At 69.9% G+C, this 13,812-nt stretch carries 15 protein-coding genes and 1 riboswitch; of the genes, 13 read left to right on the top strand and 2 right to left on the bottom strand.

Annotated features, from left to right (window positions below):
• The first annotated feature begins 7 nt into the window (after positions 1-7).
• The 13 genes from ACQY5G_RS13015 (at position 8) to selB (ending at position 12,922) form a co-directional block, all read left to right on the top strand.
• Positions 8-487, top strand: coding sequence for a PTS sugar transporter subunit IIB (locus ACQY5G_RS13015; RefSeq protein WP_428274614.1), 480 nt, complete (start codon positions 8-10; stop codon positions 485-487).
• Positions 484-1,182 (top strand): PTS sugar transporter subunit IIC, encoded by a 699-nt coding sequence (locus ACQY5G_RS13010; RefSeq protein ID WP_428274612.1) that lies wholly within the window; start codon positions 484-486, stop codon positions 1,180-1,182. The genes ACQY5G_RS13015 and ACQY5G_RS13010 overlap by 4 nt, the downstream gene beginning before the upstream one ends.
• The gene (locus tag ACQY5G_RS13005; RefSeq protein WP_428274610.1) at positions 1,143-1,907 is read left to right on the top strand and encodes a PTS system mannose/fructose/sorbose family transporter subunit IID; all 765 of its coding nucleotides are present in this window, start codon (positions 1,143-1,145) and stop codon (positions 1,905-1,907) included. Before ACQY5G_RS13010 ends, ACQY5G_RS13005 begins: the two co-directional genes overlap by 40 nt.
• Positions 1,908-1,986: 79 nt before the next feature.
• Entirely contained in the window at positions 1,987-2,295 is a 309-nt protein-coding gene (locus ACQY5G_RS13000) for an HPr family phosphocarrier protein (protein WP_420616771.1), read from the top strand.
• On the top strand, positions 2,292-4,031 hold the full coding sequence (ptsP, locus tag ACQY5G_RS12995) for a phosphoenolpyruvate--protein phosphotransferase (protein ID WP_428274608.1): 1,740 nt from the start codon (positions 2,292-2,294) through the stop codon (positions 4,029-4,031). Before ACQY5G_RS13000 ends, ptsP begins: the two co-directional genes overlap by 4 nt.
• A 97-nt stretch (positions 4,032-4,128) precedes the next feature.
• Positions 4,129-5,280, top strand: a complete 1,152-nt coding sequence (metK, locus tag ACQY5G_RS12990) for a methionine adenosyltransferase (protein WP_428278698.1) — start codon at positions 4,129-4,131, stop codon at positions 5,278-5,280.
• Between the two features lie 48 nt (positions 5,281-5,328).
• Positions 5,329-5,853: a bifunctional nuclease family protein gene (locus ACQY5G_RS12985; protein ID WP_428274607.1), complete on the top strand. Its 525-nt coding sequence runs from the start codon at positions 5,329-5,331 to the stop codon at positions 5,851-5,853.
• Positions 5,854-5,954: 101 nt separating this feature from the next.
• Positions 5,955-6,030, top strand: a riboswitch (cobalamin riboswitch).
• A 134-nt stretch (positions 6,031-6,164) separates the two neighbouring features.
• On the top strand, positions 6,165-7,082 hold the full coding sequence (locus tag ACQY5G_RS12980) for an ABC transporter substrate-binding protein (RefSeq protein WP_428274605.1): 918 nt from the start codon (positions 6,165-6,167) through the stop codon (positions 7,080-7,082).
• Entirely contained in the window at positions 7,079-8,068 is a 990-nt protein-coding gene (locus ACQY5G_RS12975) for a FecCD family ABC transporter permease (RefSeq protein WP_428278697.1), read from the top strand. The genes ACQY5G_RS12980 and ACQY5G_RS12975 overlap by 4 nt, the downstream gene beginning before the upstream one ends.
• Positions 8,061-8,924 (top strand): ABC transporter ATP-binding protein, encoded by an 864-nt coding sequence (locus tag ACQY5G_RS12970; RefSeq protein WP_428274603.1) that lies wholly within the window; start codon positions 8,061-8,063, stop codon positions 8,922-8,924. The genes ACQY5G_RS12975 and ACQY5G_RS12970 overlap by 8 nt, the downstream gene beginning before the upstream one ends.
• Positions 8,925-9,095: 171 nt before the next feature.
• The gene (locus ACQY5G_RS12965) at positions 9,096-10,235 is read left to right on the top strand and encodes a hypothetical protein (RefSeq protein ID WP_428274601.1); all 1,140 of its coding nucleotides are present in this window, start codon (positions 9,096-9,098) and stop codon (positions 10,233-10,235) included.
• A gap of 24 nt (positions 10,236-10,259) precedes the next feature.
• On the top strand, positions 10,260-10,991 hold the full coding sequence (gene recO / locus ACQY5G_RS12960; RefSeq protein WP_428274600.1) for a DNA repair protein RecO: 732 nt from the start codon (positions 10,260-10,262) through the stop codon (positions 10,989-10,991).
• 35 nt (positions 10,992-11,026) lie between these two features.
• Positions 11,027-12,922: a selenocysteine-specific translation elongation factor gene (gene selB, locus ACQY5G_RS12955; protein ID WP_428274598.1), complete on the top strand. Its 1,896-nt coding sequence runs from the start codon at positions 11,027-11,029 to the stop codon at positions 12,920-12,922.
• Here the strand turns inward: selB and ACQY5G_RS12950 are convergent.
• Together ACQY5G_RS12950 and ACQY5G_RS12945 are read right to left on the bottom strand one after the other, a co-directional pair.
• Entirely contained in the window at positions 12,910-13,263 is a 354-nt protein-coding gene (locus ACQY5G_RS12950; RefSeq protein ID WP_420616760.1) for a hypothetical protein, read from the bottom strand. The two genes, selB and ACQY5G_RS12950, sit on opposite strands and share 13 nt — an antisense overlap.
• Positions 13,263-13,715, bottom strand: a complete 453-nt coding sequence (locus tag ACQY5G_RS12945; protein ID WP_310782267.1) for a PTS sugar transporter subunit IIA — start codon at positions 13,713-13,715, stop codon at positions 13,263-13,265. The genes ACQY5G_RS12950 and ACQY5G_RS12945 overlap by 1 nt, the downstream gene beginning before the upstream one ends.
• Positions 13,716-13,812 lie beyond the last annotated feature (97 nt).

The raw sequence follows: 13,812 nt of genomic DNA, 5'->3' as shown, positions 1-13,812 counted from the left end.
GGGATCCATGCCGCTCGAACTCCTGCGGATCGATGAGCGTCTCATCCACGGCCAGGTACTCGTGGGGTGGGGGCGTCCGCTGGACCTCGACTTCTACATCGTCGTCGATGACGCTCTCGCTTCCAGCGAGTGGGAGCAGGAGCTCTGGGCCAGCGCGCTCGCCGACGAGGAGAGCGCGGAATTCCTGGCGGTGGACGAGGCGGTCCGGCGCTTCGGGGAACTCGGTCGCCGGACGGAGCGCGGCGCGCTCCTGACGCGGGATACGCGGACGATGCGGGCGCTGGCCGAGCGCGGCTGCCTCGACGGGCGCACCGTGAACGTCGGAGGCGTGTACGCCGCGAGGGGGCGGAAGAAGATCCTGGATTACGTGCATCTCTCGCCGGAGGAGATCGAGGACCTGCGGGTGATCGGTGAGCGCGCTTCCGTGAGCGCACGGAGCCTCCCCACCGCGCGGGAGGTTCGTCTCGACGCGCGGAAGCTCCGATGACGGGCGTCGAGCTTTCGGCCGCCGACTGGGCGCTGGCCTGCCTGCTCGGGGCGGCCATCGGTCTCGACGGGGTGTCCTGGCCGCAGGCCATGTGGTCCCGGCCCATCGTGGCGGGCACGCTGGGAGGGCTGCTCTTCGGGGCCCCCGCCGCGGGGTGCCTGGTCGGAGTCTGGTTGGAACTCGTTCTGTCGCGGCACCCCCCCTTCGGCGGCGCGCGGCACCCGGAGACCGGACCCGCCGCCTTCATGGCCGGAGCCGCCTACGCGGCCGCCGGCGATGGCGCCCTGATCGGAATCGTAGCCGCGGTCGCGGTCGGCTGGGCGATCGGGTGGACGGGCGCCCACTCGGTGACCCTCCTTCGACGCGTGACGCCGAGCCTCGTCTCGCGACCCGAAGGCTTCCGCGGCGGAGCGGCCGCCCTCGCGCGACGCCACAGGCTGGCGATCGCCCTGGACGCGTTGCGCGCCGGACTCCTCGTCGCCGCGCTATTCGTGCCTTCCGTGCTGTTCGTTCGTTTGCTGTCGACGCAGCCGTCCGGCGCGGCGGGCGCCGCGTGGTGGCCCGTTGTCGCGGGGCTTGGCCTCGCCGGCGCCGCGGGCGTCGCGGCGCGCGGGCTCGGCGCGCGAGGCCGCCACTGGCCGGCGCTGGCCGCGGGATGTGTTCTCGGAACCGTGCTCCTCCGGGTATTCGCATGAGGCCACGCAAGAGGGACTTTGCCCGCGCCATCTCACGGAGTTTCTCCATCCAGGGATCATGGAACGACCGTACGATGACGGGGCCCGGGATGGCGCATGCGCTCGCACCGCTGCTCGCGCGCATTCACGAGGAGGATCCCGCCGCGTTCCGGCGGGCCGTCCAGCGCCACTCGCGAGCCTTCAATGCGCATCCGTATCTGGCGCCCGTGGCGATCGGGGCCCTCGCGCGCCTCGAATTCGATGGAGAGGACCCCGACACCCTGTTGCGCTTCCGTTCGGCGCTCCGCGCGCCGCTGGGGGCGCTGGGCGACGGGGTCGTGTGGGCCGGATGGCGGCCCTTCTGCGCGTCCGCCGCAGCCATCGGGTTCGTGCTTGGACTCGACCCGCTGTTCGCCGCCGCCGCTTTCCTTCTCCTGTACAATGCCGGCCACCTCGCCCTACGGGTCTGGGGGCTGCGCTGCGGCTGGCGGTCGGGCCGGTCCGTGGCCTCCGCGTTGAAGCGCGCCCCTCTGCGCCGGATCGAGAGAGTGCTCGTGCCGGCAAACCAGGTGCTCATAGGGGTCCTCGCCGCGCTGCTCGTGGGCCGACTTCCGGGAACCGGTCACACCCTCTGGTGGGGCGGCGGTGCAGTCATCGCGGCGTTGATGGGTTACTTTATCCCCCGACACATCTCGGCGGTCGCCATGGCGAGCCTGCTTGCCGCGTGCGCGGTGTGGCTCCTGTGAGCGTCCCGACAGGCGGTACAGCCTGCCGCGACGCACGGCCCGACGCCGATCGTTCGCTCGACCGGGGCGGAGAATTTCTGTGACGGTACGACACGAAGCAGCGGTACGTATTCAGAACCGGCTGGGGCTGCACGCCCGCCCGGCCGCGGAGTTCGTTAAGCTGGCGAGCCGGTTCCGGGCCGAGGTGTGGGTCGAGAAGGATGAGTTGGAGGTGAACGGGAAGAGCATCATGGGTGTGATGATGCTCGCAGCCGAGGCCGGCGCCTCCATCCGTATCCGGGCCGCGGGATCCGACGCGGAGAACGCCGTCGATTCCCTCACCGAACTCGTGCTGTCCGGGTTCAGCGAGGAACTCGTTCCGGACGCGGACATGGACGGGCTTGCGTGAGCGAGGTCATTCACGGGATCGGCGCCGCGCCGGGGCGCGCTTTCGGCGTCGCTCGGCGACTCGAGCGCCATGAGTGGCGACCGGAGCACCGGACGATCCCGTCCGACGCGGTCGAGCGCGAAGTCGCGCGTTTCGAGGAGGCGCGGGCCTGGGCCGCCGACCGCGTCCGGCACACGCGCGAAGAGGCCGCTCGCTCGCTGGGCGAGGTGGAAGCGAACATCTTCGACCCGCAGATCCTCATCCTCTCGGACCCCGACCTCGTCGCGGGCACGATCCGCTATATCCGCGAGAACTTCCTCTCCGCGGAGCGTGCTTTCGATTGGCGCCTGACCGAACTTCGGACGGCGATCGTCGATGCGGGGCACTTCATGGTCGTCGACCGGCTGGCCGACCTGCGGGACATCCGATCCCGCGTGCTCGCGCGGCTCACCGGGCGCAACGAAGATCCCCTCGCCCTGCCGGAGGAGCCCGGACTCATTGCCATCGACGACCTCACGCCCAGCTTCGCGGTGCGCCTCGATCCGGAACTCGTCCTCGGCGTGGCGAGCGGATCCGGATCCCGGACCTCGCACAGCACGCTGGTCGTCCGCTCGCTCGGGATTCCGGCGGTCGTCGGACTCGGCGCCGACCTCGCGAAGATCGAAGACGGCACCACCGTTCTCCTCGACGGAGGCAACGGTCGCATCCTGCTCGAGCCCACGGAGGCCGAGACGGCGGCACACCTGCAGATGGTCCGCCGCCTTTCCGGGCGTCCCGCCGCCGACCTCACCCGCGAACCCGAGCCTCTGCTGACGGCAGACGGGGTCCGCGTGCATCTTCGCGCCAACATCGATCAACCGCACGATGTGCCGGCGGCCCGGCGCGTGGGTGCCGAGGGGGTCGGACTCTTCCGGTCCGAATTCCTCGTCATCGGGCGGAGGGTGATTCCAAGCGAAGAGGAGCAGTACGAAGCCTACCGAGAGGTGGTGGACGGCTTCCCGAACCAGCCCGTGACGCTCCGGACGTTCGATATCGGCGGCGACAAGTTCCCGCTCTTTCTCGACCTCCCCCCGGAGGAGAACCCCTACCTGGGCTGGCGCGCGATCCGCGTCTGTCTGGACCGGCCCCAGCTCTTCCGCAACCAGTTGCGCGCCGCGATCCGGGCCGGCGGACCGGAGGCCCGCATGCGGATCCTGGTCCCGTTCGTCATCTGTGAGACCGAGATCCTGCGCACGAAGGAGATCGTGGCGGAAGTCGGCCGCGAACTGGGTCAGACGGAGCCCGTCTCCTTCGGGGTGATGGTGGAAACGCCCGCGCTTGCGGACACGCTCGATCTCGTGGGACGGCACCTGGACTTCATCAGCCTCGGCACGAACGACCTGACGCAGTATTCCCTGGCGGTGGACCGGGGCAACGCCCGACTCCAGCATCTCTCGAACCCGATGCATCCGGCGCTCGTCCGCAGCTACGAGCGGATCTTCAACACGGCCAGCGCCCTCGGCCTCGATATCGGTGTGTGCGGAGACCTCGCCGCGGAACCTGTGGGGCTCGCGCTCCTGCTCGCCCTCGGCTACCGGGATTTCAGTCTCGCGCCCGCGTCGATCCCCGAGGTGAGGGAGCTCGTGGGGCTCCTTTCCGTGGCGGAGCTGTCGGAGCTCTGGAGCCGCGCCGACACCCTGTCCGGGATGCCGGGGGAACTCCTCGCGCGGCTGGAGGACGCCATTCCGGTGGAGCCGTCACCGCTGTACGTGTCCTGACCCCGCGGCGGCGACGTTGCCTCCGCCCGGCCGGGCGGCCACTATCTTGGCCGCTACGCCTCCCGCGGCACTCCGCCGCAAACCTCCAAGTGGGAGAATCAGCTTCGTGAAGGGGATACAACCGTTTTCCTCCGAATCCGTGACCGAGGGACACCCCGACAAGATCGCGGACCAGATCTCGGACGCGGTCCTGGACCGGATCCTCGCGGAGGACGACCGGGGCCGGGTCGCATGCGAGACGCTCGTGACGACCGGCCTCGTCCTCGTGACCGGCGAGATCACGACGTCCGCCCGGATCGACATCGCGGCCATCGCCCGGGAAGTGCTGCGCGATATCGGCTATGCGCGCGCGGAGCACGGGATCCAGTGGGACACGTGCAGCGTACTCACCGCAATCGACGAGCAGTCGGCGAACATCGCCCAGGGTGTGGACGTCGGTGGCGCCGGAGATCAGGGGATGATGTTCGGATACGCGACCGATGAGACGCCGGAGCTGATGCCCCTGCCCATCATGCTGGCGCACGCGCTGGTGAAACGCCTCGCCGACGTGCGGCGATCCGGCGGCATCGGCTGGCTGCGGCCGGACGGGAAGGCCCAGGTGTCGGTTGAATACCGGGACGCGGAACCGGCCCGCGTCACCGCGGTGGTCGTCTCGGCCCAGCACGACGGGGAGATCGCGCAGGATGAAATCGAGGCGGCGATCCGGGAAGAGGTCATCGAGCCCGTGCTGCCCGACGCGCTCTACGACGAAGGCCGCGCGCAGTGTCACATAAACCCCACGGGCCGTTTCGAGATCGGCGGACCGCAGGGCGACGCGGGCCTCACGGGGCGGAAGATCATCGTGGATACGTACGGCGGCCTGGGCCGGCACGGCGGCGGCGCCTTTTCGGGGAAGGACCCGTCGAAGGTCGACCGCTCCGCGGCATACGCCGCGCGCTGGATCGCGAAGAACATCGTCGCGGCGGAACTCGCGCGGCGGGCGGAGGTCCAGCTCGCCTACGCCATCGGCGTCGACGAGCCGGTCAGCGTGATGGTCGACACCTTCGGTACCGGGCGCCGGCCGGACGACGAACTCGCCCGCCGGGTGACGGAGGTCTTCGATCTTCGGCCGCGGGCGATCATCGAGCGGCTCGGACTCCGCAAACCGATCTACCGCCGCACGGCCGCCTACGGGCATTTCGGCCGGGAGCCCGAAGGCGACGGGTTCACATGGGAGAGAACCGATCGGATCGATGCCCTGGCGGGATAGGCGTCAGCTCCCCGAAAGGCACCGGGGACCGGGATGACGGAGTCCGGGATGCGGGAGGTTGCCGTGGCCAGCCTCGGGCTCGACAAGACGACGGGCGCTCCCGTCGTCATCCTCAAGGAGAAGGACGGCGAGCGTTTCCTCCCGATCTGGATCGGACCCGGCGAAGCCTCGGCGATCGCGATGGAACTCGCCGGGGTCCAGTTCACGCGTCCCCTCACACACGATCTCTTCAACGCCGTGGTGCGCGGGCTCGACAGCGCCTTCGTCCGCGTACTGATCACGAAGGTCGTCGACAACACCTACTACGCGTCGCTCGTGTTTCGGCGGGAGGACGAGTTCATATCCATCGACGCCCGCCCCAGCGACAGCATCGCGCTGGCCCTTCGCGCCGGGGTCCCGATTCACGCGGCGGAGAGTCTCCTCGAGGCGAGCGCCTTCGAGATCGATGAGACCGGGATGGAGGGGGAAGAGGCGCCGCCCCCCGAGACCGGGCCGTCACGCGCCGCGGACGAGCCGCTGAGCGACTATCTCAAGGGGCTCGATCCCGAGGACTTCGGTCGCTTCGAGCCCTGAGGAGCGCGAAGAGCCGTCTGGCAGGCCGTACAGCGGTTTCTTGCGCGTCGCGGACGGCGGCGCCCATCTTGGCGGCGACGCGCGGACATGGAGGGGCAAACGGAAGTCGGTGAGAATCCGGCGCGGCCCCGCCACTGTGAGAGGCCCGACCGAGCGGTCGGCCTCGAGCCAGGAGACGTGCTCCTCCATGCCCCCGGCAGCCCGTTGCTGCCAACGCATGCTCTTCGCGGGAAGGGCGGGGTCCTCCGTCGCGCCGGGTCCCGGCGCGCTCCCCCGTTCGGACTGGAAGCGGGGGATGGATGTCGGACAACATGGCCCGGTCGCTTGCCGTCCTCTCCGTGGCGCTCGCCGCGGCCTGTGGCGCACCCGGCACCGCCGGCGGTGGCGACGCCCCGAGTCGGGACGTGGCCGCGCGGACCGAACCGCGCCGCATCGTCTCCCTCATCCCGACGGCGACGGAGATCCTCTTCGACCTCGGAGCCGGCGACCGGCTCGTGGGCCGCACCCGCTGGGGTGTCCATCCGCCCGCGGCCCGTCGAATCCCCGACGTCGGCGACGGCATCCGCCCATCGCTGGAGGCCGTGCTCGCCCGGGACCCCGATCTCGTGATCCTCTACGATGGGGAGACGAACCGGGAAAGCCGGGAGCGGCTCCGGCGCCTCGGCGTGCCGACCTTCGCCCTTCGACACGACACCCTGGAGGATCTGCGCCGCAATGTCCTCCTCCTCGGCGAGCTTGTGGGCTGTCCGGAAGGGGGGAGCGCGCTGGTCGGCCGGATTGCGCGTGGGCTCGCGGCCGTTTCCCGGGCGACGGAGGGTCGTCCGCGCGTTCGCGTCTACTACGACGCCTGGGCCGATCCGCCGATGACGATCGGCGGCGGCAGCTTCATCGACTCGCTGCTCACGATCGCCGGCGGGGCCAATGTGTTCGGCGATCTCGAGACGGCCGCGCCGCGGGTGAGTCTCGAGGCCATCATCGACCGCGATCCGGAACGGATCCTCGTCTCCGTCGCCCCGGAAGCCCTCCACCGGCGCCCGAACGTCGCGACGCGCCGCGGGTGGGAACGGGTCCCCGCAGTCGCGGCCGGTCGGATCTCCACGCTGGATCGCGATGTCGTGAGTCGCCTCGGCCCGCGCGTGGCGGAGGCGGCGTGGTCCATCGCGGAGGCGCTGCACGGAGAACTGCCGGTGGCCGCTCCGGAGCCGCTTGCGGTTTCGTGTTCCTCATGACGCGGACCGGTCGTGGAGCGCTCCTGCTCATGCTGCTGCTTGCCGTCGCGGCGGTTTCCGGCCTCCTGCTGGGGGCCGCGAACGTCGCCCCCGCGGATGTTTGGCGCGCGCTCACGGGCCAGGCAACGGATCCGTCGGCGCGGACCATCGTCCTCTCGCTTCGCCTGCCCCGCGTCACGGCCGCCGCGCTTACGGGCATCGCGCTCACGATTTCGGGAACCCTGTTCCAGGCTCTGCTCCGAAATCCGCTCGCGGAACCCTATCTCCTCGGCGTTTCCTCCGGGGCGGCGCTCGGCGCCGTGCTCGCGCTCACCGCGTTCGGAGGCGTGCTGGGGTATCTCGGCACGGTGGGCTTCGCCCTCGCCGGAGGCCTTGCCGCCATCGGCATCGTATTTCGCGTCGCGCTCGCCGTGGGCCGCCTCCACACCCACGTCCTGATCCTGGCCGGAGTCGTCGTCTCGGCATTCTTCGGGGCCGGCGTGATGCTCCTTCTCTCGCTCGCCGAACCGGACGCCACGCGCGCCGCGGTGCTGTGGACGATGGGGAGTCTCGAGCGGGCGGGGTGGGAGTCCACGCTCGCCCTCGGCCTCGTGGCCGCGGCCGGCGGGACCGCGTCTTTCGCGCTTTCCCGCCACCTGAACGCCCTCGCTCTGGGAGAGGAAGCGGCGGCCTACCTCGGAGCGCGGGTGGAATTGGTCAGGCGGAGCGCCTACTTCATCGCCTCGCTGCTCGCCGCGGTGGCGGTGAGTACCGCGGGCGTCATCGGCTTCGTGGGTCTCGTCATACCCCACGGCGCGCGCATGATCTGGGGCAGCGATCACCGACGCCTCCTGCCGCTCGGCGCCCTCGGCGGCGCCGCCGCGCTCGTGCTCGCCGATACCGTGGCCCGGGTCGCGCTCCGGCCGCTCGAACTTCCCGTGGGCGTGGTGACGGCGCTGCTCGGCGTGCCGCTCTTCCTCGTACTCCTGAGGAGGAGTTATGCCTGAGTCGGCCGGCGACCGGGGGGACGCGACGGCCTATCGGCTCGAGGACGTCACATTCCGCTATCCGTCCGCCTCCGCCCCGGCCCTCAGGGGCCTGTCCCTCGAATTCGGCGTGGCCGCGTTCACTGCGGTCATCGGGCCGAACGGCGCGGGGAAGAGCACGCTCGTGCGTCTGCTGGGAGGCATTCTCGAGCCATCCGAGGGGTCGGTGCACCTCGACGGCCGGCCGCTCCTCTCCCGGGATCGCTCGGGGCTCGCCCGGCGCACGGCCGTGGTGTCGCAGGATGCTCCCCCCGAGGCCCTTCGCGTGAGCCTCCGCGGTTACGTCGAACTGGGCCGGAACCCGTACGTGAGTCCGTGGGCGCCTCTCGCTCCGAGGGACGAGGAAGTCATCGGGAACGCGCTGGCGTGGGCCGGCCTCGAGCACCTCGCGCACCGACCGCTCGCCGAACTGTCGGGTGGAGAGCGCCAGCGCGCCAAGCTCGCCCGCGCCATCGTACAGGAACCCGGAATCCTGATCCTGGACGAACCCTCCGCCCACCTCGACTTCAGGCACGCACTGTGGATCTTCGATGCGCTCCGCGAGCGCGTGCGCGACGGAGCCCTCACCGTCATCTGCATCACGCACGACATGCAGCTCGCGAGCCGCTATGCCGATCGAATGATCCTGCTGGCGGAAGGAGAGGCGGTGGCTGCCGGCCCGCCGGGCGAAGTGCTCCGCTCGCCGGCCCTGGCCTCGACCTACGGCTGCGAAGTCCGGGTCGAATCGCTGGGAGATCTCGGGCATTCCGTGCTTCCGGTTCGGGCCCGTCCACGGGGGGCGGCGAGCGGCGCGTCGTCGCCGATAGAGGCCCCCTAAACGTTATTCTGGCGGAAGCGCGCGGGATCCGGGCAGGCGCCAGGCGTCGGCTTGCCGTCCACGACCCGGGAACGGACCTTGCCGGGATGCACCCAACCGATGGGGCGCTGCCGTCGCCCGGGTGGCGACCGGTCGCGGACTCGGACCGGTTGGGCACCACAGGAGCAGATCATGCGGAGACGTAGCTGGATACAGATGGGAGCACTGGCACTCCTCCTCGCCGGGTGCGGGGGTTCGAACGGGACGGGACCGGATGACCCCGGCGTCGTCACGCCCGACCGGTCGGAGTTCGCCGTTCTCAACTCCATCTCCGGGACCCTGCAGCAGTTCAACAGGATCGATGGCCGGATCGTCCCCTTCGGGCGCGACATCCAGCTGGGGGCGGGCTTCCGGGGCCAGACGGCGGACTTCATCCAGGATCTGTGGGTGACGGCTTGGGACTCTCCGGAGGGAAGCAAGGTGCTCTTCGGGTCCTTCTCGACGGACGAACAGACGACAGCCGTTTTCCCGAACAACGCCATCGTGGACCCCGGTAAACCCACCGTGATCTTCGATGCCGGCGGTACGGTGGGCGCGCTCATCCCCGCCCGGGGGCTGGATGCGGTGTTCGTGGCCTTCCCGGGCACGCCGATGGCGCAAATCGCAGTCGAAGGGGTGGGCACCTTCGTGGAGAGGGCGATCCCGGCCGGGCAGTTCGTCGTCTCCGTCGATGCCAACCTCGACGACGAAGAGGGCGGACGAGCGCCCCTCGGCCCTCCCCGCATCGCCCTCCACGAGTTCATCAGCGGCAGTTACTTCGACGAGTTGAGACTTCCCGAAGGCACGGTCGGGGCCACCGAGGCCATCGTGCTCGAAGACAACATGCTCCTGTTGGCCGGCGGGGGGGTCGATCCGCTGACCTCCGCCCCGCTGGGGGACGGGAATCTCGTCGAGATCGACATGACGGCCCGGAGCGTGCAGGACGTGAACTCCCTTGGCGGCAACGGAATCTCCATGGAAGCTGGACGGAACGGGCTCGTCTACGTCGTGCGAACCAAGGGCGTCGAGGCGGCGGAGACGGACCTGCTGGCGTTCAGCTTCGCGATCCGGGCATGGATAAACGGGCCGGAAAACCCGATCCAGCCCCGCGACCGCGACGGCTCGAATCTCAGCTGCAGGCTCGCAGCCGCGTTTCTGGACGGCCAGATCCTCTGCGCCACCTACGTGGCCGCGGGCCAGGGACGTCTCGTGCTCCTCTCGGCCGAGGGTGAGTTCATCGACGAGGCGCCGATCGGGGCGGGGACGACCGATATCCTGCTTCGTCCCAGCTGACCGCGCCCGGGGTCGGGGGGCCGAGTGGGACTCGTAACGACCCGAGCGGTGGTCCTCCAGACGTACCGGTACAGCGAAACCAGCAAGATCCTGCGCCTGATGACATGGGAGCTCGGCCCCTGTTCCGCGCTCGCGCGCGGTGCGCTGCGCCCCCGGAGCCGCTTCGGCGGCCTTCTGGAGCCCTTCGTGGAAGGGGAGGCGACCTTCTACAGCCGGGAGGGACGCGATCTGCATACGCTCTCCAACTTCGAACTCCTCCACGACCGGCGAGGACTCGACCGTTCGATCAAGCTCTTCACGATCGCGTCCGTCCTCTGCGAACTCGTGATGCGCCTCGCCCCCGAACACGGTGATGCGGAGCTGTACCGCACGCTGACGGAGGGTCTCGACGGACTCCATGGCCGAGTCCGGGACAGGGCGTCGGCCGACGGGCTGGAGTACGTCTGGGGTGTGGTCAACGCCCTGGGTTTTCGACCGGAGATCGAACGTTGTGTGGGCTGCCGGAATCCGATCGGAACCACGCGTGCGCGCTTCGACTTCGAGGCGGGCGGACTTCGCTGCGGCTCGTGCGGTCCGATCGGGCCCGAACTCGATCCGGGAGAGCTCGACACCCTTCGGATCCTCGTTTCGGGGGGGGCGGCGGAGCGGAACCGCTCCAACGGCCGCCAGGGCCGCTGGCTGGCGGAGTTCATCCGGCACCACGTGGCGGAGGGCGCACAGCTGAAGTCTCTGCCTTTCCTGAGCCGGCTGGACTGACCCGTGAACGACCGGTGAGCACGCCGAGCGAAGGCGTGAGCGATCGGCGCGGGATCGTGATCGGGACCGCCGGACACGTGGACCACGGCAAGACGGCCCTCGTGCGGGCGTTGACCGGGGTCGAGACGGACCGCTGGCTGGAGGAGCGAAAGCGGGGGCTCACGATAGATCTGGGCTTCGCGCGGCTCGACCTCGATCCCGAACTGGAGACGGGGATCGTCGACGTCCCGGGGCACGAGGATTTTCTCAAGAACATGCTTGCCGGGGCCACCGGCATCGACGTTCTCCTCCTCGTCGTGGCGGCGGACGAGGGTCCGATGCCGCAGACCCACGAGCACCTCGCGATTGCGCGCCTCCTGAACATCCGGCGCGGAGTCGTCGCACTCACCAAGAGCGACCGGGTGGATGGCGACTGGCTTGACCTCGCACACGATACGACCCGGGAGCTGCTGGACGAGGCCTCCGACCGGGCCTCATGGGAGATCGTGCCCGTCTCCGCCCTGACGGGCGACGGGATCGAACCGCTGCGGGAAGCGTTGCGGAGGTCGACGGCGGGGATCCGCGCGCGCGGTGTGGACGACCGCTTCCGGCTCCCGGTCGACCGGTCGTTCTCGATCCGGGGCACCGGTACCGTGGTGACCGGCACGGTGTGGAGCGGGTCCATCGGCGTGGGGGACACCGTGAGCGTCTTCCCCGGAGGGAACTCGGCCCGCGTGCGTGCGCTCCAGGTGCACGAGGATCCTCGGCCCCGCGTCACCGCCGGCCGCCGGTGCGCCGTCGCGCTCGTCGGCGTCGCCCCGGCCTCCGTGGAGCGGGGCAGCGTGCTCTTCGACCCGTCCGAGTGGAAGTCGAGCGAACGTCTCGGTGTCCGGCTGCGGGCACTCGGGGGCCGCGACCGGCCGCTGCTGCACGGGCAGCGTCTCAGGGTCTACCTCGGCACCCGCGAAGTCATGGCCCGGCTGCAAACGGCGGATCGCCGACCGGTCGCACCCGGGGCGACCGCCTGGGCCGTGCTTGCGCTCGAGGCGCCGCTCCTCGCCCGGACCCGCGATCGGGCCATCCTCCGCTTCTATTCGCCGGTGACGACGATCGGCGGGATCCGCGTGGCGGAACTGAACCCGCCGCCCGGCTGGCCGGCTCGGACGGAAGCCTGGGGGCAGATTCTCGACGGTGCCCCGGAGGAGGCGATCGCCGCGGCCGTGGCTCTGCGGGGCCTGCGCGGGCTCTCCGCCGCGGCGTCATCGATCCTCCTCGGGCGGCGCGACTCCACGCTCGAGACGGCCGCGGAGGAGGCCGGATGCGTGCGCATCGGCGGCCGCTGGTTCGCGGCCGATGCCGTGGCGGAGGCCATGGAGGCCGTGGAAGAGAGCGTGGCCCGTCTCCACGCCGCGGATCGCCGCGCCGCCGGCGTGTCGAAGGAGGCCGTGCGCTCCGCCATGGCGCCGGACTGCGACCTCGAACTGGCGGAGACGGCCGTCCGCCGACTCCTCGCCGATCGCCGGCTCGTCGAGAGCGGGCCGCGGCTCGCGCTTCCGGGCCACACGCCCCGCCTCACTCCGCGGGAGCAAGAGGGGCGCGCGCAACTCGCGCTGACGTTAGAAGCCGCCGGACTGCAGCCGCCGCTCGTCGCGGAATTGGGAAGAACGCTTCGCCTCGACCGGGCCGTGCTGGACGACCTCCTGCGGTTGTTACAGGAATCCGGCGTGACGAAGGCGGTCACACCCGAGCTGCACGTTGCCGCTGCGGCTCTCGAGACCATGGAAGCGCAGGTGAGGGATCTCCTCGCCGATGGCGCGCCGGCCCCTCCCACGCGGTTCAAGGAAACGTTCGGGCTCTCGCGGAAGTACCTGATCCCGCTCCTCGAATACCTGGACCGGGAAGGCGTGACCCGACGAACGACCGAAGGAAGAGTGCTCGTTCAGCCGACGTGATAGAGGAAACAGCCGCAATACTCGCACGACTCGACGCGAAGATTGCGATCCGCTTCCGAGGCGCGGGCGGTGGAAACCGCCACGAAGCAGCCGTAGCAGATGCCGTTGATGACCGGTGCGACGACTCTCGGCGCCTTGTCGGCGATGCGTCGGTAGCGCTCCCGGATCCCCCGCGCGAGCCGCTCCGCCAGTTCCTCGACCTTTTCGTCGAGCGACCGGATCGCGTCTTCGATCTTGACGTCGAAGACCTCCGCCTCGAGGTCCGTCGACCCGTCCGTGAGCTCCCGGCGCTGCATCCTCAGGTCCTGGATCTCGAGGAGCAATTCGAGTTGCTGGTCCACTAGAGATCCTTCGCTTCGAGCAGTTCGATGAACTGTTCGGGACTCGAGAGTTCCGCGAGCGACTCCGGCACGTCGGCCTCCTTGCCGAACTGCGCAATCTTGCCCAGCACCGGAAGATACTGATTCGAGACTTCCAGCGGCGGCGCGACGATGAGAAAGACGTACCGAACGGGTTTCTCGTCGATCGCCTTGAAGTCGAGGCCGGAGAGCTTTCGGCCGAACGCGACCCTCAGTCGGGTCACGACGAGCGAACGGCAGTGGGGGATCGCGATGCCGCGGCCGATCCCGGTCGAACCGAGATTCTCCCGCCGCTTCAACATCTTGTAGAGGATTCCTTCGGACTTTCCGTCGAGGCCCAGACACGACACAAGTTCCTTCAGGGCCTCGTCCTTCGTCTCGGCCGCCAGGTCGAGGTTGATGGCGGACGGGACGAACAATTCACGAAGCTGCACTTGGATCTATATCTCCTCCCCGCGAACGCGGGGCGCATATCGAATCAACGGGAACCGGCTCTGCGGGACCCGACAAACCCCGAGTATACCCGCGCCG

It is taken from the genome of Candidatus Palauibacter sp. (genome assembly GCF_965261555.1).
In the GTDB taxonomy this organism is placed as follows: domain Bacteria; phylum Gemmatimonadota; class Gemmatimonadetes; order Palauibacterales; family Palauibacteraceae; genus Palauibacter.
Note: the sequence above shows the minus strand (reverse complement) of the source record. Positions and strands in the feature narration are given on the sequence as shown.